We start from the raw sequence: 18,494 nt of genomic DNA, 5'->3' as shown, positions 1-18,494 counted from the left end.
TTAGGGCGTGTTCAGTTTCAATAAGATACAAAGCCCGTTAAAAGAGCAAAGCAAAAAGGCGGTAAGCCAGAAATCTTCGATTTCGTCTGCGCACCTCTGCCAGGACGGCTAGAAGGGTGCGGTCGTCTGTCAAGACGACAAAGCCTTCAGACGGCTACGGCTGGCTAACTTGAAATCAATTCTAAACTTAACCACATCTTTTTCACTAAGATTTTAGGGCGTGTTCAATTATTAAATCGCTACCATGCCTTCATTATACCAAAAAATCACACTCATAGCGTGACTTTTTCATGGAAGTAAAGCCTGTCTCTCAATAATGCCTTTACAGTCTGCAGACCGGTTTAACAACAAATTAGCAGTCGGCCTGACTTTTGTCGTAAGTCAGACAGCCGCAATGTTCAAAGCAAAGACCTTGCTCTAGGTTTTAAGGTAAAATGAAATAAAGCAGAAAACCGCAGCATCATGGGCGCATCACAGACGACTGACTGGGCATCAGTTCGTATCAAACAGACAATGCTCTATCAGCTCTTTATTCCTAAGCTCTGCAATCCAGTTTCTGGGAATAGCCTCATAGCCATAGACTATTCCGGCCAAAGCACCCGTAACCGCTCCTGTCGTATCCGAATCATCTCCCAGATTAACCGCCTTTAAAACAGCCTCAGAAAAAGAATTGGTTTGCAGCAGGCACCAAAGTGAAGCCTGAAGAGTGTGAATAACAAAGCCCGAGGAAGAGACCTGACTTTCAGGCAAAGCCTCTAAATTTTTCAAATCAGCAAAAGGTGCACTGACTTTTAATCCTTTTAAAATAGCAGAAAGAGCTTGACCAGCCAAAAGATGGCGGGCAATATTGATATAAATACAACAGGCTTCCTTCGAAATGGGATGAGCATGGGTAAGGGCCGACACCGCTTCAATTTCGCTGTCGCTGACATCAAGAAAGGCCAGCGGTATAATCCGCATCAATGAACCATTGCCGTTTGCCAGATAATCATTGATACCGCAACCGCCCTTCAAAGCCTCGTAAGTTGTCCGTCCATAGTCAAATAAGCTTTCCCCCACACGATAAGCGCCGTGAAAAAGCCAATTTTCAAAACGTCTGCGCAAATCATCTAAGTCAATCCGCCCCATCTCCCGTATTGAATCACAGGTTGCTAATGTCATACTGGAATCATCAGACCATGTCCCAGGAGGCTGATTATAAGTTCCAAAACCAGTCATCTCTTCCACATAAAAACTGCCGCGTTTCTTAAATTCTACAGGAAATCCTAAAGCATCGCCGACAACCAGTCCATAAACAGCAGCGCGCAACTTATTCATAAAATTCCCCTTTTTCTAGTGAAGCAGGTAATCCTCCCAAATTTGGTCAAATTCACTGAGATTAAAAGAAAATCCTGCTCTTTCCTCCAAATAGCGGCTAATCACATCAAAATCTGCAGTATGCTTAGGAAATTCAGACTCCTGAAAAACCAGATCAGCCAAACGAGCAGCCGGAGCCTGACTTTTAGGATTACGCTGAGTCATCAGCCAAGTATAAAATGATTTTCTCACAAACATCCTCCTCCACTAAAACACAAGCCCGCCTCAAATCCCTATGAAAAGACGGTAAGTCCGAAATCTTTGATTTCGCAGACGCACCTCTGCCAGGACGACTAGAAGGGGGCGGCAGGCTGTTAAGACTGCAAAGCCTTCAGACGGCTACGGCTAACTAACTTAAAATCAATTCTTAACTTAGCTAGATTTTTTGCATAGAGCTTAGCCCGTATTCAATTGTTGCTTAATCAGCCAATTTTTCTTAAATTAGATCTTTTATCCTTAGGTTTTGGATCCTCAAGTATTTCTGAGGGTTAAAACTTGGGCTATCAGCCTGTAGTCTCACCCTATTGTAGCAAAAAATTAAAAGACTGTCCGACTAAAAAGTTAGGCCAACAGACCTAACCTCATTCTCTATAACTCCTAACTGGGAGAAACCTTCCCCAACTGACGGACTTAAAAATAGAATAAACCCGGCCTCATTTCAGCCTTGCTTTTACTTCTTGTCCGGTGAGGCTTCTTTGACAAGCTCGGTTCCTGTTTTATCCTGCTTGATTTGTCCAGCCTTCATCAATCTGCCCAGAGCTTTTTTAAACTGACCTTTTGACAGGCCGAAAACAGCCTTAATCTCATCAGGTGAAGACTTGTCATTCAAGGTCATAAAACCGCCATTAGCCTGAAGATAGGCTAAAATCATTTGACCGTCCTGCTCCAGTGTTTCAAAAGAACGCGGCTTAAGCGACAGGTAAAGCGTACGGTCAGCGTCGCGAAAACCGATAACACGGGCATTGAGAACCTCTCCCAGTCTCGGCTCATTATAACGTTCGCTTGGGTGGATAAAACCCAGCATATTATTTTCAGGCAGATAAACAAAGGTGCCAGAAAGTTTCAGGCGGTAAACAATAGCAGGCCAAGTCTGATTCTGCATATTATTATAAGCTGGCCCGGCCATTTTCTGAAAAACCTCAGGAGCCGCCGGAACTGCCCAAATACGATTTTTCCGGTCTACAGACAAAGATACATAAAGCTTATCTCCCTTTTTGGGCCAAAGTGTTTTAAGGTCCGGTAACAAATCCAGTGAGACGACAACCTGTTTATCCGGCAAACCGACCTCAAGAAATACCCCTAAATCACGGCGGACTTCGGTGACCTCTCCCCAGCCGTAGTGACTTCGGGTAGTCTGCACTTCTTTTGTTGTCATACGCTGCTTTTGTTTCATGTCTGTATAGACAAAACCTTTGACCATATCACCTAACTGATGCTCTCCCTCTTCTTTAGCAAGAGCAAATGTTATGCCATCCTTTTGAATAAAATAAAACTGTTCATTTTCATCAGTTACCAATCCGGTAACGACAGTTGCAAGTAGCTGATTCATCATAAAATATAAAGACTTTTAAAAATAACTGCAATCTTGCTCAACCGAAAATATCTGGATTTAGGAAAAATCTTATGCACAGTTTCACAGCAGCATATGCTTTTTTAGCAGACTATCAGTTAAGAGCGAATTCACTTTTATTTAAAAAAATCTTTTTTCCTTTCATTTTCATACAGATTTGAAATGGGCACTGAATTTGGTTTGAAACAGAAAAAAACGGGAGAAAAGCAGAGTTTCTATAAAACTGCTCTCTTGCCCGCCCTCTTCTGCACAGAACAATCAGCTTCCTTAGCCCTAAACTTCCAACAGCTCTTTTTCTTTATTAGCTGTCATCTCATCAATATGCTTAACAGCATTATCGGTTGCCTTTTGAATATCCTTTTCCAGCATTTTCAGCTCATCTTCTGTGATATCCTTATTTTTTTCTTGCTGCTTCGCTTCATCCATTGCATCACGGCGAATATTGCGAATAGAAATTTTGGCATTTTCCCCTGTCTTTTTCACTTCTTTAGCCAATTCTTTGCGCCGCTCCTCTGTCAAAGCCGGAATCACCAGGCGGATAACAGAACCATCATTAGCCGGATTAATCCCTAAATCTGAGGCATTGATAGCATGTTCAATATCTTTCAAAGAAGATTTATCAAAGGGTGAAACCAAGAGGACACGTGCCTCAGGCACCGTAATCGACGCAAGCTGGTTAAGGGGAGTTGGAACCCCATAATATTCCACCTGAATCCGATCCAGAAGGCTGGCGTTAGCACGCCCCGCACGGATAGCTGCAAATTCACGCGACAGAGACTGATGAGACTGCTCAAAACGTTTCTGCGCTTTCTCAATAATAGCATTAGTCATAAAAATATACACTCCTTACAAGAAGATACAAAGCCCGTTAAAAGAGCAAAGCAAAAATAGGAGCCTGACCGATGAGTCACCAAAGACTCAAGGGAGGGCTGTCTTTTTTGCACAGCTCTTAGGGCGTGTTCAGTTACATCAAGATACAAAGCCCGTGAAAAAATCCGTATGAAAATAGGGGGATGGCAAGTGATGTCTTGCATCACGCTGACAGCCATCTTTTTCACTAGGATTTTAGGGCGTGTTCAGTTTAAATAAGATACAAAGCCCGTTTAAAGAGCAAAGCAAAAATGACGGTAAGCCAGAAATCTTCGATTTCGTCGGCGCACCTCTGCCAAGACGACTAGAAAGGTGCGGTCGGCTGCTAAGACGACAAAGCCTTCAGACGGCTACATCTTTCTCATCAATTGCTGGTTCTGAACCATAGCCTACGCTATATTTTCATTTAGGATTTTAGAGCGTCAGTTTTCAAAACATTGCTTCCAGCCAATTGGCCAAACCAGTAAATTCGCTAGGTTGCTGAAAACTCTCAGTTTAAAACCCTCATTAACTTTAACAGCCTTACTCATTGGACTTATTGGAGACCGTTGTCCCAATCTGTTCCCCGAAGACAACCCGTTTAATATTTCCCGGTTCATTCATGTTAAAAACAACCAAATCGATATCATTGTCCATTGACAAAGTTGAAGCGGTCGCATCCATAATTTTCAGACCTCGCTTAATGACTTCAACATGCGTCAGTTCATCAAACTTCACAGCATTGGCATCCTTTTTAGGATCTGCATTATAGACGCCATCTACACCGTTTTTGGCCATCAAGATAGCATCCGCCTCAATTTCGGCAGCCCGCAGAGCTGCTGTTGTGTCCGTTGAGAAATAAGGAGAGCCAAGTCCTGCACCAAAAATAACGACACGGTTTTTTTCTAAATGACGGAGAGCCCGTCCACGGATATAAGGCTCTGCCACAGACTGCATAGCAATAGCCGTTTGAACACGAGTATCGACTCCCACCTGCTGCAGACTGTCGGCCATAACCAGAGCATTCATGACCGTCCCAAGCATTCCTGTATAGTCGGCCTGTACCCGATCCATTCCTGCCTCCGCTGCCGGCTCACCTCGCCAGAGATTGCCGCCGCCGATAACTAAGGCAATTTGAACACCCGAATGGTGAACTTCGGCAATTTCTTTTGCCATTGCCTGAACAGTAGGCAGGTCAATACCGCTTCCTTTTTCTCCTGCCAAAGCCTCACCGGACAGTTTAATCAAAATACGATGATATTTAGGTTCCACCATTTTCCTACTCCTTACTCTATCCTCATTATTCTATCACAATTTCGCTGATATTTATAGCCCTAATTTATGATTTCTATCTTAAGTAAGAAGCAGGCCCTTTTGCATTCTTGTAAGAGACAGTCAATTCCGGCAATAAGGTGTCTCAAAGCAGACTGTTCAAATTTTTCGTTAGCCATTAATAGAGACAGGTTGTTCCTGAAATAAAATACAGCCTCTACTCCTTACCCTTTTGTCCCCAGCGGAACAAAAGTTTGAGTCAGCAGCCACAGGCCATTGTAAACAAATAATTTATAACTGATTGCATCGATACTATTAAATAAATCATGATGCCCTACCCATATAATCAGAATTTGTAAAAAACTGGATATATAGACAAAAACCATCGGCCAAAAGTGAAGGAGCGATGAAAAAGCTGCTATTCTGTTTTTATTCATATTTACCTCTAGTTGTCAAAAAGCAACTAAACAGTTTTTACACTTAAAAGAGCTTAGGATAATGCCCCAAACTCTTACATATGCCAGGCAGTAATTGACTGACTGCCTTTATCCCTCATTATACAAAAGTAAGAAAGCAGCCCAGAACAGCAAAGACTGAAAAAGCAGGGTTAAATCTGCCAACACATGCAATTAGGCTGAAAGAGTAAGACTAATCTCACATAAGCAGTCCATTCCTAACCACAAAACCCTCATTAGGACTGTCCACCTAATGAGGGTTTTAGGGATTGCTTTTTTCTGTGTTTGCGGAAACTGCGGAACAGTTACGGCTGTCCTTCTGCTTCCTTTAGACCGCAGAAAAATTTATCAACCATTTGATATTAAAGAGAGTTAGCATCAACTTTGATACCGACACCTTGTGTAGAGGTGATGGAAAGATTAGTGATGTAAGTTCCCTTAGCTGTTGACGGCTTAGCCTTGACAATCACATCGTTGAATGCTTTAAAGTTTTCAACCAGTTTATCATTATCAAAAGACACTTTTCCGATAATGGTCTGCACATTGCCCGACCGGTCTGCACGGTAAGTTACCTTGCCGCCCTTAGACTCTTCGACTGCCTTAGCAAGGTCTGTTGTCACAGTACCGGTTTTAGGGTTAGGCATCAGATTACGGGGACCAAGGACACGTCCCAGACGGCCGACAACAGCCATCATATCAGGTGTTGCAATCACAACATCGAAGTCAAGCCAGCCGCCTTGAATACGCTGAGCCAAGTCTTCTTCACCAACAACATCCGCTCCTGCCGCTTTAGCTTCCTCAGCTTTAGCACCGCGCGCAAAGACAACAACACGCGCTGTTTTACCAGTACCGTTGGGCAAAACCATTGCACCGCGAATCTGCTGGTCAGCCTTTTTGACATCAATATTTAAGTTATAAGCAACTTCAACAGTTGCATCAAATTTTGCAAAGTTAGTTTCTTTAATCAGTGCTACAGCTTCTTCAACACTGTAAGCTTTTGTGCTGTCAACTTTTTCCAGAGCAGCACGCATTTGTTTGCTTTTTTTAGCCATTTCAATTTCTCCTTGTAATGTGGTAGTATCGATTTTCATCTCCCACGTCACTTATCAAAATATGATCAAGTTTTTGCGGGCAACAGGACAGCGTTACAATTAATCTGTAACAGTGAATCCCATAGAACGAGCAGTCCCTTCAATCATACGTATTGCAGCATCAATATCTGCAGCGTTCAAATCTGGCATTTTCGTTTCAGCAATCTCCTGCACTTGCGCCCGAGTCACTGAAGCAACTTTGTTTGTATTTGGTTCTCCGGAACCTTTTTCAACACCTGCTGCTTTTTTCAAAAGCACTGCAGCCGGCGGCGTCTTCGTTACAAAATCAAATGATTTATCTTCGTATACTGAAATAACAACCGGAATAATCATACCGGCCTGATCAGCTGTACGGGCGTTAAATTCTTTGGTAAAGCCCATAATATTAATCCCTGCCTGACCTAGCGCAGGACCAACTGGCGGCGCCGGTGTCGCTTTCCCAGCAGGAATTTGCAGCTTAACAACATTTTCGACTTTTTTAGCCATTTTAAAATCCTCCTTTGTGGTTTTGGCGGTAAATAAAAGATTTTTACCTCCCACAGCTGTGCCCTAAGCACACTTAATTAGTATACACTATTTGGACAAAAAAGCAAGATTTTTCAGCGATTTTATTTACTTTCTGCAGCATTCATTATAAAATAACATTATGGATATTTACAAATTAATGGCTGCTGCCTTTATTATCTTGACGCCGCTTTTTGCTTTTATTATCGTGAAATTTTTCCGGCTGGGAAAGCTGGGGTTAAAATCCCCTGATTTAGCTCTGCCCTTATTTGCAGCAGAGATTGTTCTGGTTTCCGCCCATTTTTTTGTTCACAGCCTGCTTCCTTATTATCTGATTGTCATGTCTTTGCTGGCCATAGCATTGACCTTTGGCTTTATTCACAGCCGCTCATCCTTCTCTTACCGCCGTTTTTGCAAATTTTTCTGGCGGGCCGGCTTTATCCTGACCTTCATTTTTTACTTAGGCTTAGTTATTTTAATCTTCACATTGTAAACCAGAAACTGTTATTAGAACTGAACACAGCCTGAACGCTGTCTTAAAAGCGCCGTACCTGTTATACGGCGCTTTTTTATGAATAAGATAAAATTGCTGATTTTAACTTTCGCTGGCAAGGTGAATTATTCCCCTATTTTTATTATATCTGAGAATTCAGTCAGTCAATCTGTAATCCTGGATTCCCTTCTACTGAACATCTTTTAAGAACTTGTCTTTATAGTAATTGAAAAAAGTTTTTTTGCCAATAACACTGACTACCTTACCTTGCAAACCATATTTTAATTTAGAACTGTCTTGTTTATTGACGGGAGCTGTTGCAGTAACTTCAAAAAGATTGCCTTCTCTTGTGCTTGTTGCTGAAGCAGCAATTTTGCTAATTTTTCCTGTTACAGTGATTGAGTGATTACCTATTTTTTCCAATGTCAAACGAACTTTTTGTCCTTTTTTTAGTTGGCTGATATGTGCAGAATCAACATAATAATGAATAGCTACTTTTTGAGTTTTAACAATGTCTGGATAAATTTCAGCAACTTGACGTCCTTGAGGCAGGAGCGTTTGCCCCTCATATTCATCAGCAACATGCAAAATACCGTCTTGCTGTGCTTCCAATACAGTATTTGCTTTTAAAAGTGTGGTTTGATCGAGCTGCACCTGCAGATTTTCTTTTTCTTGCGTTACCTGAACTAATTGGAGTTCTGCCTGAGTGAGTTCTTGCTGGCGCAGACTTTCAATTTGGCTGCTGGCACTAGTATCGTAACTGCCTGATGAATAATTTGAAGCAGCCTGTGTTTGTAAACTGGAGATAGATGAATTAAGACTGTCAATCTGTCCTTGAAGATCTGTCAAAAATTGGTTCTTAAGAACCTCTTTACTGTAGTTGTTTTTGCTAACTCTCTTAAGTGAGCCAGCGAGAAATCTGAACCATAATGTTTGGCAACTGACGCCAAAGCTGCCACACCACAATCTCGTAAATCAATCTGACTAACATATTTATATCTTTTCATAGCCCTTCCTTTAAAAAAATAAACTGAAACTATTGTGCCACAAAATAGAAAGGTAAGACTTTTCAAGTCGTAAAAAGTTTAAAAAAAGTCGCAAATGGTAAAAAAATTACTATTTACGACCTAAAAACGACAAATGATGACTTGGCCATGCATTGAATTAAAAATCTGTTAAACTAAAGTCTGTCAGTTGCAACGACAAAAATATTTTTGGGAGGTAATTCAAATGAATACAAAAACTTTTGAACAATTTGCTACATTGACAGATACAGAACTTTCAGCCGTTGAAGGTGGAAAAAACAAAGACGGAAGAGATCTTGCATGTGTACTAGGAACTGCAGGGATGGCCGGTGCAGGTTTTTTGTTTGCTGGACCAGGAGGAGCTGCTGTACTCGGCGGTGCAACGGCACTTAGAGTTTGTAGATAAACTTATTTTTATGAAAGAGGTATTATTTTATGGAACAGTTTCAGTTAATTGAAGATAATGAACTAGAGATGATTGTTGGTGGAAAAGTTAGCCCAACATGCGCTGCCTTAGTAGCAGCATCTATATATGGCGGACTAGCAATAGCAGGACCTGTTGGGGTAGGTGTAGCTATGGCGGCTGGTGGGGTAGCAGCTGGAAGTTTTTGTAGATGAAAAATTGGAGAACTATCCTAAAAAATCTACTGTTTTTATCAATGGGAGTGAAAGCAATTTTATCAACAGATGATATTTTAGTGGGAACAATTCTCGTTTTTTTCACAGTGCTTATACTGTATAACATAAATAAAGCAAATTAATCCCTATGACCTACTCAATTTTTGTTATTTTACTTTGTACTATCCTAGTTATATTAGAACAATTTGAAACAATGACAGATACACAGCTTTCGACAGTTGAAGGTGGAGTCATGGAATGGATTGGAGCTGTATTGGGTGCTATAGGTAATGCTGCGCATCCTGTTGATCCTCGTCAAGTGGTAGATCAATTAAACGGAAAGTATCCACGCCGTGGTCCTGTTCGTTCTTGCCCTCCTGGAGGAACTGGAGGGACACCTAATGCTTGTTGATATTTATTTGTCTGTAAAAATTTCTAAATAATGTTATTTTAAAGATAATTTAGAAGTTTTTTAGCAAAAAGAAATACGGTATGTAAATTATGAAAGCATTATATAATGGTCGTCTGTCTGATGTATGGGAAATAAGCAAGACGAATGTTCAACCAGTATGGGTTCAGCAAGCTTTTAAACAAAATTATCTGAGATGGAACGATAATAAATTGGTAATTTCTATGAGTGGAATAAATCCGTCTATGAAATTTAATTTGAAAATCAGCTTATTGAGTTATCCTGGTTATGCCTCTTATCCTGTGGGATATATCGGAGATTTTTTAGACATTACTAATCATCGTGTTGTTTCAAAAAAACAATTTCAGAAACATTATCAAATTATTGAGGAAGACCCTCTATAAATCTCACTTATATCTAAAACTAAAGTTTAAAGCAACTCTATTGTGTACTGACCCCAAAAAGTTGGACAATTAATTATTGAAAGGACCTAGCCCTGTATTGTACAGGGCTAAGTCTTTATTGAGTTTGACTTCAATGCGTTTGTTTAAGCAAAGTTTTTCTCAGCAATAGTATACTCATTTTTCTTGTATTGTACTAGCTAATTGGAAAGGATTCTCTTATTGGGAAACGCATAATCAAGGGAGAGTGACATTTTAGAACGCTCTTCAAGAAGGACTTTATACTTTGGTTCAGGAGGATAGTAGTTATTTTGACTTTTTCGAACAACCTCTACACCATACCGATTCATGAATCTAATCATGTATTACAGGTATTAGGAACTGACAGCGCACTTTTGTCTATCGGCTTTTGTTTTAACCAAGTTTTACCATTTACGACCTAAAAACGACAAATGATGACTTGGGCATTTATCTTCCAGAAAATTTGTTAAACTAAAATCTGTCAGTTGCAACGACAAAAATGTTTTTGGGAGGTAATTCAAATGAATATAAAAACTTTTGAACAATTTGCTACATTGACAGATACAGAACTTTCAGCCGTTGAAGGGGGAGGGTGCAATTGGAGAGACGCAGATAAAGCTGGTGTAGCAGGCGGTATTGGAGGTCTTATTGGTGGTGGACCAGTTGGTGGTATAGCTGGCATTGCAGGCGGTCTGGCTGCTTATGGAGCGACTTACTGGTGGTAAATGTTATATGATGAAAAAAATAAATACAAAAAAGATACTGTACTTTCTCTCCATTGGAGGAATTGCGGGAGTAATAACTTCTTTTTGGGGAACAAAGTATTTACTTCCTTATCTTGTTGGTTTGTTTCTTTCAGTAGTATATAAGACTATTTCAAAGTAAAAGATATCTTTATATTATTCTAAGCTGGTAGTTTATCTACCAGCCTTTTTGTTATTTAGTCAAAGTCAAATCGGGAATGGTAAAAATCATGAAAATACAAAAAAATGACTATTTACGACCTAAAAACGACAAATGATGACTTCGGCATTTATCTTCCAGAAAATTTGTTAAACTAAAGTTTGTCAGCTGCAACGACAAAAATGTTTTTGGGAGGTAATTCAAATGAATACAAAAACTTTAGAACAATTTGTTACATTGACAGATACAGAACTTTCAGCCGTTGAAGGTGGAGGAAAAAACAGTGCTAATGCATTTTTGACAGGATTTGGCGGAGCTGTCGAGGGGGTAGTGCTGTGTGCTCAAACTGGAATGTTTTTACCACCTTATGCATATGCAGCATGTGCGGCTGGAGGAGCTGCCGCTAGCTTAATTTGGCCGCATTAATACAGGAGAATTATTACTATGAATGCAAAAAATTTGAAATCAGTTAATATATTGGATAGCAACCAACTTTCTGTTATTAAAGGCGGGAATAGTATTTCAGCAGGAGAATTTGGACAAGCCCTTGGGGTTTGTACGGCTGGAGGGGCAGCTGTTGGCGGTTTAATCGGCAATGTCCCTGGTGCAATAGCAGGTGGTATATACGGTGCTCAATACTGTACCTCGGTATGGGCTTTGTTAAGGACCCATTAATTCTTGGCAGGTGTTCTTTTGAATAATCAAATTCGTGTTTTAACCGCAATAGTCCTGTCTGAATTATTGATAGAGTGGGCAGGGTATCTAATAGGAATTCCGATTTCTGCAATTATTGTTTTAGTATTGACAAGTACAGTTATCGAGCTTCTTCTTCATATTATTTTTTATAGAAAATTTCATGAGGAGATAAGCTTAAAGCAATGTTTAAAAAATTATATTTCTTACGTCAAAAAAACACTTTGGTTTTTGTTAATGGTTTTATTATTACTTATCATTAATACTGTACAAAAGCATGCTTTCTTGCTATTTTTTGAATGGCATATTTTAGTTATGTTTTACACAATAGGTTTTATTGTAAGTTCAAATAATGTCCCCATAAAAAAATAATTTATAACACGGTCGTATGACATCAGTCGTCTATTTTCATCGTAATTGATCATTTTTTCAAGCTGATAGCTGGTCCTATCAGCTTTTTAACTGGACAAAAAGGCCTATAGATTATTTAAAAAGTTTGGTTTCAAGACAGATCACCATTCACGACTTAAAATTAACAATTTATGACTTAAACGACTTTCAAAACAAAACTTTGTTAAAATAAAGTTGTCAGCCATGATAGCAAAGATAATAAAAAGAATCAGGGAGCAGAACATGAAAACACTAGAGCAGTTTAAAACAATGACTGATACAGAACTTTCAGAAACGGAAGGTTTCGTTAATGGTTAGTAAACGAAAACAGAAGAAACAGCAAGAATTTTATCATCAAATAGAGTTGGTATACAATAATCCCACTTTAATGATTAGCGGAGATCTCCGACAAGAACTTCTGGAAAGCGCTGCTGGTCTTGAAAACGGCGACCGTATAAGCTACTTGGCCTATAAATTATATCCATTTGTTAGTGATGAAATATTGCATCATAAAGCTAATCGCAATGACGAGCTAATTATTTTAAAAAAATATTTAGAAAGAACACGCTGGAAATATTATTGGGGTTCAGTCCTGAGTATGGCATTTGCTCGTAATTAACAGTAAAAGACATACTTAAATGACAGCTACTCCTGCCAACGTTGTTCCATATCTATATGTTTATCAAGCAAAAGAGAATGCCTTTCTTGCTTCTGCTCAACCACTTTTTTAGTTTGATAGGTAGTTTATGAAAGAAAAAATGAAAATGGTGTTTTTCCCTAAATTAGGCGCACTTTTCTTTATTGGTCTTCATTTATTCGGTATTGAGACAGCGCTGAGTTTGATTATTTGGAAATTCAATTGGTCTTCGACAAACTTTTTTTATCCCGTTCTTGATATATTGACATCTGCTTTAACAATAGGAGCAGTTATCTATTTACGGAGGATAAGACCCGAACTTTTTAGTCTGAAGTCACTTCGAAAATTAGACTTTTTCTTGATTTTTTTGTGCTTTGGCGCGCTGTATATTTATTTCGGAAAGCTTTTATTTGTGGGAGGGAATCCCAATATTGATTTAGTCTTTTTCAGAAAAACTCCGCAGGCAATTCTAGTCGCCCTTCAGCCTTTTATTATCGGACCGATATTAGAAGAACTGCTTTATCGCAGTGTGTTGATGACGAGTTTTTTCGAAAAGTCAAAGTATTTTTTAGACTGTCTATTACCAGCCATCTTTTTTTCGATTGCACACCTCTTTTCATACGGTTTTTATTTAGACCTCTTTAAAAATTATGCTGTTATGGGCTTAGTACTTGCTCTCCTTTTTAAGAAAACACGCTCCATTTATCCGCCTGTGCTGGTTCACATCTTTTGGAATATTTATCTTGGTTGGGATACAATTTTATTTGTCTTTTTAGGTAAATAGCTGCTTAAGATTAATCCATCATGCAAAAACGACCTATATGTACCATTTAAGACTTAAAATTAACAATTTATGACTGAGACAAATTTTACAATAAAACTTTGATAAAATAAAAATGTCAATCGCGATGACAAATAAAAAAGAAAGCGGAGATTAACTATGACAGCAAAAACTTTAGAACAATTTGAAACAATGACAGCTGAAGCACTTGCCAATGTTGAAGGCGGTAATCAAGTCTTTACTGGAGGTGGAGGTACATGGAAACCTGATAAACCATGGTGGACAAAAGTTAACTGGTGCTCATTCGCTAGTGGTGCTAATGGAGGCATGACTGTTTGCTGAATCCTTTTTTTCCAGATGATTCTAGAGGAAAGCAAATAGTAATATTTGCTTTCCCTCTGGTTTTTTATACCTTATTCTTTAATATTATTCCGACGGGACTTAATGAAGCCATCACACAATATTCAGTACGTATTTTTTATGCGACCCTCATTTTTTGCACCTACTACACATTAATTTTAGGCTTAATGAGTTTCTTTTTATATTGGCAAAATAGCAGCGCCTTTTTCAAAGTAAATCTTAAAGGGAATGATGTTCTATGTGTGATACTATTGGTTTTGGCAAATCTTTTTCTTTCAACAATATTTACATTTTATTTACCATTACCGCTAAATCAAGAATTACTGAATGAGAATCAGATGATGGTATCAAAAGATGTTTTATTGGTGAGATTTTACTGGGGCGGAATTGTTACACTCATTAATGAAGAATTATTTTACCGTGGCATACTCATGTCAACTTATTTTAAGCATTCACGATATTATCTAGATGTTCTAGTATCTGCCATCTGTTTTGCCTCTGCCCATGTCATCTGGTCAGCCTGGTCATGGCTAGATTTTATTCAATATATTCCAGCAGGGCTTTCATTAGGGTTAACCTTTAAATGGACAAAGTCAATTTACTACCCAATTTTATTGCATTTTTTAGTCAACTATGGTCCTAGGATTGTTGATATTTTGTTAAATTGAAAACTGGTCATTTGAGTGACTGGTTCTCAATTTTATACGATTACATACCATATTTAAAATCAATCGTAAATGATCAAAAAGTCTTGAGACTAACACTTATAAGCAGAGATTAACTATGACTTTTGAACAATTTGAAACAATGACAGATACACAGCTTTCAGCAGTGGAAGGTGGGGTTAATGTTGCTAATGAATACGGTAGTAGCTACTGGGGGTACGTTTCATATTGTAAAGATGGTATCCATGTTACACCATATCCATACGTTTGTCGAGAAAAAAGAAGAAAATGATTCTTGCTAAGGAAGAAATTTAGCGGTTTCTACTTAACCTCTCTTTTTACAGCAGCTGCTTATCTCATTTGATGATGACAAGAATTTAATGTTACATCATTTATTGATTTGATATCAAAAGAAATGGCAAGTCACTAATACTTCTATTGGTTTAGAGCAGCGAAATTATTTTTATCGTTTTTGCGATTATAACTTGCAGACAATTGAGGCCGGGACAAATGTCCTGCCTCGTTTCACTTTTTTAGATAAATGCGTTTGGCGCAGGGGATAAGAATTTTCCTAATCAACTGTTCCACTCTCATTTTATTTCAATTCTAAGGAGAGTTTATGAAAAGAAAAACTTTGAAATTAATGATTTTCTTAGCAGCAGCTATTGTTTCTATGATTACAGCAGCGGTATTTGCTGATGAAGAAACCACTCAGACGGCTGTTGCTGTTAACGAGACTGAAGAAAATATAAAATCAGAAGAGGCAGACCCGAGAGGTGAAGCCGCTGAAAATAGCTATGCGGCCCTTGACGGAGACGCTTTGCCAACAGAGGAGGAGTCGCCAGCTGCTGTTGCATTTGACGAGGCAGACGAAAACGAAGAAACGGAAATAACGATTTATCAGTATGAGGAGAATATAAGCGATTCTAATCAAGTCCCGATTACTGAAGTTTATTCTATGTTTGCAGAAGATGGGAAAGAGCATGTGATTTATATCGGACGTCCGACTTGTTACTACTGCCGCCAATTCTCACCAGCTTTAAAGGCATTCAACGCTTTAATAGACAATCGTTTAGAGTATTATAATACTGATAGCGAAGATTTTGATGAAGAGGCAAAACATTTTCTTTACGTTACGCTCGGTATTCCTGGAACACCAACTACCATTCGTTTGCAAAACGGAAGAGTAATAAGCGCTTGGGTCGGCAGCGGTATTTCCGGCCAAGAACTCTATGATCATCTGTTCTATGACGATACTCCAGCCGCTAGGGTGGAAGCTGATTCTGCCAGTGGGACGGCAGAAACGGGGAATAAGAGCTTAGAAAGCAGTCATACTCAAACGCCAGATGCTGCTTTGTCTCAAGACATCATGGACGCTGCTCAAGCAGCACCAATAATTCTAGATAATAAAAGCTTCCCAAAGATACATGTGGAAAAAAACAGTACAGTCCAAAAAAAGATTCTGCCTCACTTAGGTATGAATGGCAATCGATTTTCCTTTTACGGTTTTATTATTTCTGCCTTAGGATTCGTTTTACTGAAACGAACTCCAAAAAATATTAAAGAAAGGTAAGTTGCATTATAGAAATGAAATATCCTCTTAAGAGTATTTTAAGCTCTAGGAAATGAGCCAAGTCTCTTTTATGTTACAATAAAACCATCGCAAATGGTGAATGTTAGGGAAGGTTTATGTTAGATATTTATATACTTGAGGATGATATCATTCAACAATTTCGTATGGAGCGTGAAATTGAAGCGATTATGTCAAAAAATCATTGGCTTTATCAAAGATTAGAGACTTTTAGTTCTTCAAAGGATATTATAGCTAAGTCATCTGAAAAAGGGGAACATCAAATTTTCTTTCTTGATTTAGAAATAAAAGAGGATAAAAAGCAAGGGATAGAGGTTGCCAAAGCTATCCGTGAAAAAGATGCAACAGCCATTATTGTTTTTGTCACAAGTCATTCAGAATTTATGCTCATAACTTATCAATCGCTGGTAGGGGCCATCGATTTTATCGATAAAAATCTGAATAAGCAGGCTTTCAGTGAACGTATAGAACTGTGTTTAAAAGAAGCCATGAAGCACCAATCTGGTTATTTTGGTGAGAGTTATTATTTATTTGAAACATCAAAAGCACGAGTACGCATACCTTATAATGATATTCTTTATTTTGAAACATCTCCTGCTGCTCATCGTGTTATCTTGCATACAAAAAATGATAGGTTTGAGTTTTATGCAACCATCGCAGAAGTGGCTAAATCTGACAAACGTCTTTTCAAATGCCATCGTTCTTTTGTTATCAATGTGGATAATGTCAAAAGATTTGATAAAAAAAGACGGAGTGCCTACTTTGAAACAGGGGATTACTGTCTAGTTTCCAGAGATAAAGTAAAAGCTCTCTTGAATGAGATGAGGTGAGAAGATGATAAGCCATTATCTGAGTGAGCTAGCTTATTATCCTGTCATTATGTTGATTTACTCCAATGTTAGAGGCGAAAAATTAAAGTTATGGGAAATAACAATAATAGGTCTATCCTTCTTTATTATTGATTCTACATGGTTTTATACAATTATCGGCCGAATTTTAATTTTGATACTTCTATCCTACTTGAAAGATAAAACACTCCCCTTTTCTTTGTATGTTTTTTATGGGAGTTTTACTTGGGTTATTGAGAGTATTATCATTAGGATAATTAGTTTTTTTATCTACCCTATGTTGCACATTAATTATATTGATTTAAGCAAGAATGATGGATTGTTTATCATTACAGAAATTTCAGTAATAATAATATATTTCTTAATGGTAAAGCTTTCTAAAATTAACTTTCAAACTTTTATCGTGCTGAGTGAGGTGAAAAAGTTAAAAAAAGTTTTAATTTTTACAAACTCAACGATGATTTTTTACTATGTAGTTATAGAATTTTTGACAGGAGTTGAATTTCAAGGAGGAGTTCCAACTTTATTTTACCGTCAGTGGCTAGTCGCTCTTTACTTTATTTTCTTTATCTTAATGCTGATTTACATGAACCGTTCCTACCAGAATTGGCTGGAAAGGGAAGTTGCAGCAGCGCGTGAGTATGAGTTACATTCTTTATCAGTCTATAGTAAACAAATTGAAGGATTGTACGAAGAATTAAGAGCTTTTCGCCATGATTATGCTAATATCTTAGCAAGTTTAAAAGAAGGAATCGACCAAAATAATATGGATATGGTACGAAAAATTTACAACACTGTGTTAGAAGAGTCAGGACATCTTGTTCAAAATAAAAAATTCGACATTGGACGATTAATTAATATTGATAACGATGCTGTAAAGAGTCTTTTATCAGCTAAGGTTTTAGAAGCAGAATCTTATCATATCGAGGTTGAACTTGAAGTTAAAGACAAAATTGGAGCTCCGGACATTCCTTTGCTGGATTACGTTCGCCTGCTGTCCATTTTGTGTGATAATGCTATTGAGGCTGCCTTGGAAGCTGAGAAACCCGCTAAATAATTGCCTGTTTTTATCAGGAAGATGAGTATATCTTAATCGTAGAGAATACTACAAAAGAAGAGCGAGTTCCTGTGGAATTAATTTACCATAAGGATTACTCAAGTAGAGGCTTAGGGCGCGGTGTGGGTCTTAAAACCATTAACAAAATGCTAAAACGCTATTCAAACTTGTCAATACAGACATCAAGTAAAAATTACCATTTTAGACAGACAATAGTTATTAAAAAACCATTCGACTAAAAGAGTCGAATGGTTTTTATTTAAGTTTGCTTTTTTTGCTTGTTTTGAAAGTTTTTCAACCAATCAAAGGGACCGGCCATTAAAAAGTTTTGACCTGTTCCTCCGATTGTTTGTGCTAATTCATCTTGTTTCAATTCTTTAAATTTTTTACTTTGTTTCATCCTATGGCCTCCAGATGCCGTTATTATAGCAGAAAAAAGTGCAAAGAAAATTACCTAGTCATAAACGGTCGTTTTTAGGTCGTAAACAGTAATTAGGCGTTCTTG

At 38.2% G+C, this 18,494-nt stretch carries 26 protein-coding genes and 3 pseudogenes; 17 read left to right on the top strand and 12 right to left on the bottom strand.

Annotated features, from left to right (window positions below; genetic code table 11):
- Positions 1-492: 492 nt before the first annotated feature.
- The 8 genes from AB3329_RS05475 to rplK all read right to left on the bottom strand — a co-directional run bounded on the left by AB3329_RS05475 (position 493) and on the right by rplK (position 7,079).
- Positions 493-1,317 carry an ADP-ribosylglycohydrolase family protein gene (locus AB3329_RS05475; RefSeq protein ID WP_368394714.1) on the bottom strand — a complete coding sequence of 275 codons (825 nt, stop codon included), beginning with the start codon at positions 1,315-1,317 and terminating at the stop codon, positions 493-495.
- Between the two features lie 15 nt (positions 1,318-1,332).
- Positions 1,333-1,548: a YozE family protein gene (locus AB3329_RS05470; protein ID WP_067065050.1), complete on the bottom strand. Its 216-nt coding sequence runs from the start codon at positions 1,546-1,548 to the stop codon at positions 1,333-1,335.
- 478 nt (positions 1,549-2,026) lie between these two features.
- A complete protein-coding gene (locus AB3329_RS05465; RefSeq protein WP_368394754.1) occupies positions 2,027-2,905 on the bottom strand; it encodes a CvfB family protein in 879 nt (292 codons plus the stop codon).
- Positions 2,906-3,199: 294 nt separating this feature from the next.
- On the bottom strand, positions 3,200-3,757 hold the full coding sequence (gene frr / locus AB3329_RS05460) for a ribosome recycling factor (protein ID WP_067060610.1): 558 nt from the start codon (positions 3,755-3,757) through the stop codon (positions 3,200-3,202).
- A gap of 561 nt (positions 3,758-4,318) precedes the next feature.
- Positions 4,319-5,047 carry a UMP kinase gene (gene pyrH, locus AB3329_RS05455; protein ID WP_368394753.1) on the bottom strand — a complete coding sequence of 243 codons (729 nt, stop codon included), beginning with the start codon at positions 5,045-5,047 and terminating at the stop codon, positions 4,319-4,321.
- A 224-nt stretch (positions 5,048-5,271) separates the two neighbouring features.
- On the bottom strand, positions 5,272-5,484 hold the full coding sequence (locus AB3329_RS05450; protein ID WP_368394713.1) for a TMEM175 family protein: 213 nt from the start codon (positions 5,482-5,484) through the stop codon (positions 5,272-5,274).
- Positions 5,485-5,864: 380 nt separating this feature from the next.
- A complete protein-coding gene (rplA, locus tag AB3329_RS05445) occupies positions 5,865-6,554 on the bottom strand; it encodes a 50S ribosomal protein L1 (protein ID WP_368394712.1) in 690 nt (229 codons plus the stop codon).
- Between the two features lie 99 nt (positions 6,555-6,653).
- Positions 6,654-7,079: a 50S ribosomal protein L11 gene (gene rplK, locus AB3329_RS05440; RefSeq protein WP_067060587.1), complete on the bottom strand. Its 426-nt coding sequence runs from the start codon at positions 7,077-7,079 to the stop codon at positions 6,654-6,656.
- Between the two features lie 160 nt (positions 7,080-7,239).
- Here rplK and AB3329_RS05435 point away from each other — a divergent pair, with 160 nt between their 5' ends.
- Complete coding sequence (locus tag AB3329_RS05435; RefSeq protein WP_368394711.1) at positions 7,240-7,590, top strand: DUF3397 domain-containing protein; 351 nt, start codon at positions 7,240-7,242, stop codon at positions 7,588-7,590.
- A 189-nt stretch (positions 7,591-7,779) separates the two neighbouring features.
- On the opposite strand, the gene AB3329_RS05430 is transcribed toward AB3329_RS05435, so the two are convergent.
- Both AB3329_RS05430 and AB3329_RS05425 read right to left on the bottom strand, forming a co-directional pair.
- On the bottom strand, positions 7,780-8,439 hold the full coding sequence (locus AB3329_RS05430; RefSeq protein WP_368394710.1) for an HlyD family efflux transporter periplasmic adaptor subunit: 660 nt from the start codon (positions 8,437-8,439) through the stop codon (positions 7,780-7,782).
- 32 nt (positions 8,440-8,471) lie between these two features.
- Positions 8,472-8,597, bottom strand: a pseudogene (locus tag AB3329_RS05425) (cysteine peptidase family C39 domain-containing protein); the annotation flags it as partial.
- 223 nt (positions 8,598-8,820) lie between these two features.
- Here AB3329_RS05425 and AB3329_RS05420 point away from each other — a divergent pair.
- The 4 genes from AB3329_RS05420 (at position 8,821) to AB3329_RS05405 (ending at position 10,046) form a co-directional block, all read left to right on the top strand.
- On the top strand, positions 8,821-9,021 hold the full coding sequence (locus tag AB3329_RS05420) for a Blp family class II bacteriocin (RefSeq protein WP_368394709.1): 201 nt from the start codon (positions 8,821-8,823) through the stop codon (positions 9,019-9,021).
- Positions 9,022-9,050: 29 nt separating this feature from the next.
- Entirely contained in the window at positions 9,051-9,233 is a 183-nt protein-coding gene (locus AB3329_RS05415) for a Blp family class II bacteriocin (RefSeq protein WP_368394708.1), read from the top strand.
- A gap of 148 nt (positions 9,234-9,381) precedes the next feature.
- A complete protein-coding gene (locus tag AB3329_RS05410; protein WP_368394707.1) occupies positions 9,382-9,645 on the top strand; it encodes a ComC/BlpC family leader-containing pheromone/bacteriocin in 264 nt (87 codons plus the stop codon).
- Between the two features lie 89 nt (positions 9,646-9,734).
- The gene (locus AB3329_RS05405; RefSeq protein ID WP_067060581.1) at positions 9,735-10,046 is read left to right on the top strand and encodes a hypothetical protein; all 312 of its coding nucleotides are present in this window, start codon (positions 9,735-9,737) and stop codon (positions 10,044-10,046) included.
- 200 nt (positions 10,047-10,246) lie between these two features.
- Here the strand turns inward: AB3329_RS05405 and AB3329_RS11650 are convergent.
- A pseudogene (locus AB3329_RS11650) lies at positions 10,247-10,408 on the bottom strand (IS3-like element ISLgar1 family transposase); the annotation flags it as partial.
- Between the two features lie 177 nt (positions 10,409-10,585).
- Here AB3329_RS11650 and AB3329_RS05400 point away from each other — a divergent pair.
- From AB3329_RS05400 to AB3329_RS05345, 12 genes and pseudogenes are all read left to right on the top strand, one after another.
- A complete protein-coding gene (locus AB3329_RS05400) occupies positions 10,586-10,789 on the top strand; it encodes a Blp family class II bacteriocin (RefSeq protein WP_368394706.1) in 204 nt (67 codons plus the stop codon).
- Positions 10,790-11,171: 382 nt separating this feature from the next.
- Complete coding sequence (locus AB3329_RS05395; protein ID WP_368394705.1) at positions 11,172-11,393, top strand: Blp family class II bacteriocin; 222 nt, start codon at positions 11,172-11,174, stop codon at positions 11,391-11,393.
- An 18-nt stretch (positions 11,394-11,411) separates the two neighbouring features.
- The gene (locus AB3329_RS05390; protein WP_368394704.1) at positions 11,412-11,642 is read left to right on the top strand and encodes a Blp family class II bacteriocin; all 231 of its coding nucleotides are present in this window, start codon (positions 11,412-11,414) and stop codon (positions 11,640-11,642) included.
- Positions 11,643-11,660: 18 nt separating this feature from the next.
- Entirely contained in the window at positions 11,661-12,032 is a 372-nt protein-coding gene (locus tag AB3329_RS05385) for a hypothetical protein (protein ID WP_368394703.1), read from the top strand.
- 328 nt (positions 12,033-12,360) lie between these two features.
- The gene (locus AB3329_RS05380; protein ID WP_368394702.1) at positions 12,361-12,669 is read left to right on the top strand and encodes a bacteriocin immunity family protein; all 309 of its coding nucleotides are present in this window, start codon (positions 12,361-12,363) and stop codon (positions 12,667-12,669) included.
- A gap of 127 nt (positions 12,670-12,796) precedes the next feature.
- Positions 12,797-13,471, top strand: coding sequence for a CPBP family intramembrane glutamic endopeptidase (locus tag AB3329_RS05375; protein ID WP_368394701.1), 675 nt, complete (start codon positions 12,797-12,799; stop codon positions 13,469-13,471).
- A gap of 156 nt (positions 13,472-13,627) precedes the next feature.
- Positions 13,628-13,810, top strand: coding sequence for a ComC/BlpC family leader-containing pheromone/bacteriocin (locus AB3329_RS05370; protein ID WP_368394700.1), 183 nt, complete (start codon positions 13,628-13,630; stop codon positions 13,808-13,810).
- Positions 13,804-14,496 carry a CPBP family intramembrane glutamic endopeptidase gene (locus tag AB3329_RS05365; protein WP_368394699.1) on the top strand — a complete coding sequence of 231 codons (693 nt, stop codon included), beginning with the start codon at positions 13,804-13,806 and terminating at the stop codon, positions 14,494-14,496. Before AB3329_RS05370 ends, AB3329_RS05365 begins: the two co-directional genes overlap by 7 nt.
- 115 nt (positions 14,497-14,611) lie before the next feature.
- On the top strand, positions 14,612-14,785 hold the full coding sequence (locus tag AB3329_RS05360) for a bacteriocin class II family protein (protein ID WP_368394698.1): 174 nt from the start codon (positions 14,612-14,614) through the stop codon (positions 14,783-14,785).
- Between the two features lie 327 nt (positions 14,786-15,112).
- Positions 15,113-16,066 carry a DUF6568 family protein gene (locus tag AB3329_RS05355; protein WP_368394697.1) on the top strand — a complete coding sequence of 318 codons (954 nt, stop codon included), beginning with the start codon at positions 15,113-15,115 and terminating at the stop codon, positions 16,064-16,066.
- Between the two features lie 116 nt (positions 16,067-16,182).
- Positions 16,183-16,914, top strand: a complete 732-nt coding sequence (locus AB3329_RS05350) for a response regulator transcription factor (protein ID WP_368394696.1) — start codon at positions 16,183-16,185, stop codon at positions 16,912-16,914.
- A 7-nt stretch (positions 16,915-16,921) separates the two neighbouring features.
- Positions 16,922-18,228: pseudogene (locus AB3329_RS05345) on the top strand (sensor histidine kinase).
- 20 nt (positions 18,229-18,248) lie between these two features.
- On the opposite strand, the gene AB3329_RS05335 reads toward AB3329_RS05345, so the two are convergent.
- Positions 18,249-18,389, bottom strand: coding sequence for a bacteriocin (locus tag AB3329_RS05335; protein ID WP_368394694.1), 141 nt, complete (start codon positions 18,387-18,389; stop codon positions 18,249-18,251).
- Between the last annotated feature and the right edge of the window lie 105 nt (positions 18,390-18,494).

The organism is Streptococcus huangxiaojuni, from assembly GCF_040930515.1.
In the GTDB taxonomy this organism is placed as follows: domain Bacteria; phylum Bacillota; class Bacilli; order Lactobacillales; family Streptococcaceae; genus Streptococcus; species Streptococcus huangxiaojuni.
The sequence above is the reverse complement of the archived record's forward strand: the minus strand, read 5'-3'. Positions and strand labels throughout refer to the sequence as shown.

Excerpts from the sequence above, each read along its gene's own strand:
- AB3329_RS05370 (WP_368394700.1), top strand. The coding sequence starts at position 13,628 with ATGACAGCAAAAACTTTAGAACAATTTGAAACAATGACAGCTGAAGCA.
- frr (WP_067060610.1), bottom strand. The coding sequence starts at position 3,757 with ATGACTAATGCTATTATTGAGAAAGCGCAGAAACGTTTTGAGCAGTCT.
- AB3329_RS05405 (WP_067060581.1), top strand. The coding sequence starts at position 9,735 with ATGAAAGCATTATATAATGGTCGTCTGTCTGATGTATGGGAAATAAGC.
- AB3329_RS05350 (WP_368394696.1), top strand. The coding sequence starts at position 16,183 with ATGTTAGATATTTATATACTTGAGGATGATATCATTCAACAATTTCGT.
- AB3329_RS05335 (WP_368394694.1), bottom strand. The coding sequence starts at position 18,389 with ATGAAACAAAGTAAAAAATTTAAAGAATTGAAACAAGATGAATTAGCA.
- AB3329_RS05475 (WP_368394714.1), bottom strand. The coding sequence starts at position 1,317 with ATGAATAAGTTGCGCGCTGCTGTTTATGGACTGGTTGTCGGCGATGCT.
- AB3329_RS05380 (WP_368394702.1), top strand. The coding sequence starts at position 12,361 with ATGGTTAGTAAACGAAAACAGAAGAAACAGCAAGAATTTTATCATCAA.
- AB3329_RS05355 (WP_368394697.1), top strand. The coding sequence starts at position 15,113 with ATGAAAAGAAAAACTTTGAAATTAATGATTTTCTTAGCAGCAGCTATT.
- AB3329_RS05435 (WP_368394711.1), top strand. The coding sequence starts at position 7,240 with ATGGATATTTACAAATTAATGGCTGCTGCCTTTATTATCTTGACGCCG.
- rplA (WP_368394712.1), bottom strand. The coding sequence starts at position 6,554 with ATGGCTAAAAAAAGCAAACAAATGCGTGCTGCTCTGGAAAAAGTTGAC.
- AB3329_RS05360 (WP_368394698.1), top strand. The coding sequence starts at position 14,612 with ATGACTTTTGAACAATTTGAAACAATGACAGATACACAGCTTTCAGCA.
- AB3329_RS05390 (WP_368394704.1), top strand. The coding sequence starts at position 11,412 with ATGAATGCAAAAAATTTGAAATCAGTTAATATATTGGATAGCAACCAA.
- AB3329_RS05465 (WP_368394754.1), bottom strand. The coding sequence starts at position 2,905 with ATGAATCAGCTACTTGCAACTGTCGTTACCGGATTGGTAACTGATGAA.
- AB3329_RS05415 (WP_368394708.1), top strand. The coding sequence starts at position 9,051 with ATGGAACAGTTTCAGTTAATTGAAGATAATGAACTAGAGATGATTGTT.
- rplK (WP_067060587.1), bottom strand. The coding sequence starts at position 7,079 with ATGGCTAAAAAAGTCGAAAATGTTGTTAAGCTGCAAATTCCTGCTGGG.
- AB3329_RS05420 (WP_368394709.1), top strand. The coding sequence starts at position 8,821 with ATGAATACAAAAACTTTTGAACAATTTGCTACATTGACAGATACAGAA.
- AB3329_RS05375 (WP_368394701.1), top strand. The coding sequence starts at position 12,797 with ATGAAAGAAAAAATGAAAATGGTGTTTTTCCCTAAATTAGGCGCACTT.
- AB3329_RS05450 (WP_368394713.1), bottom strand. The coding sequence starts at position 5,484 with ATGAATAAAAACAGAATAGCAGCTTTTTCATCGCTCCTTCACTTTTGG.
- AB3329_RS05395 (WP_368394705.1), top strand. The coding sequence starts at position 11,172 with ATGAATACAAAAACTTTAGAACAATTTGTTACATTGACAGATACAGAA.
- AB3329_RS05410 (WP_368394707.1), top strand. The coding sequence starts at position 9,382 with ATGACCTACTCAATTTTTGTTATTTTACTTTGTACTATCCTAGTTATA.
- AB3329_RS05400 (WP_368394706.1), top strand. The coding sequence starts at position 10,586 with ATGAATATAAAAACTTTTGAACAATTTGCTACATTGACAGATACAGAA.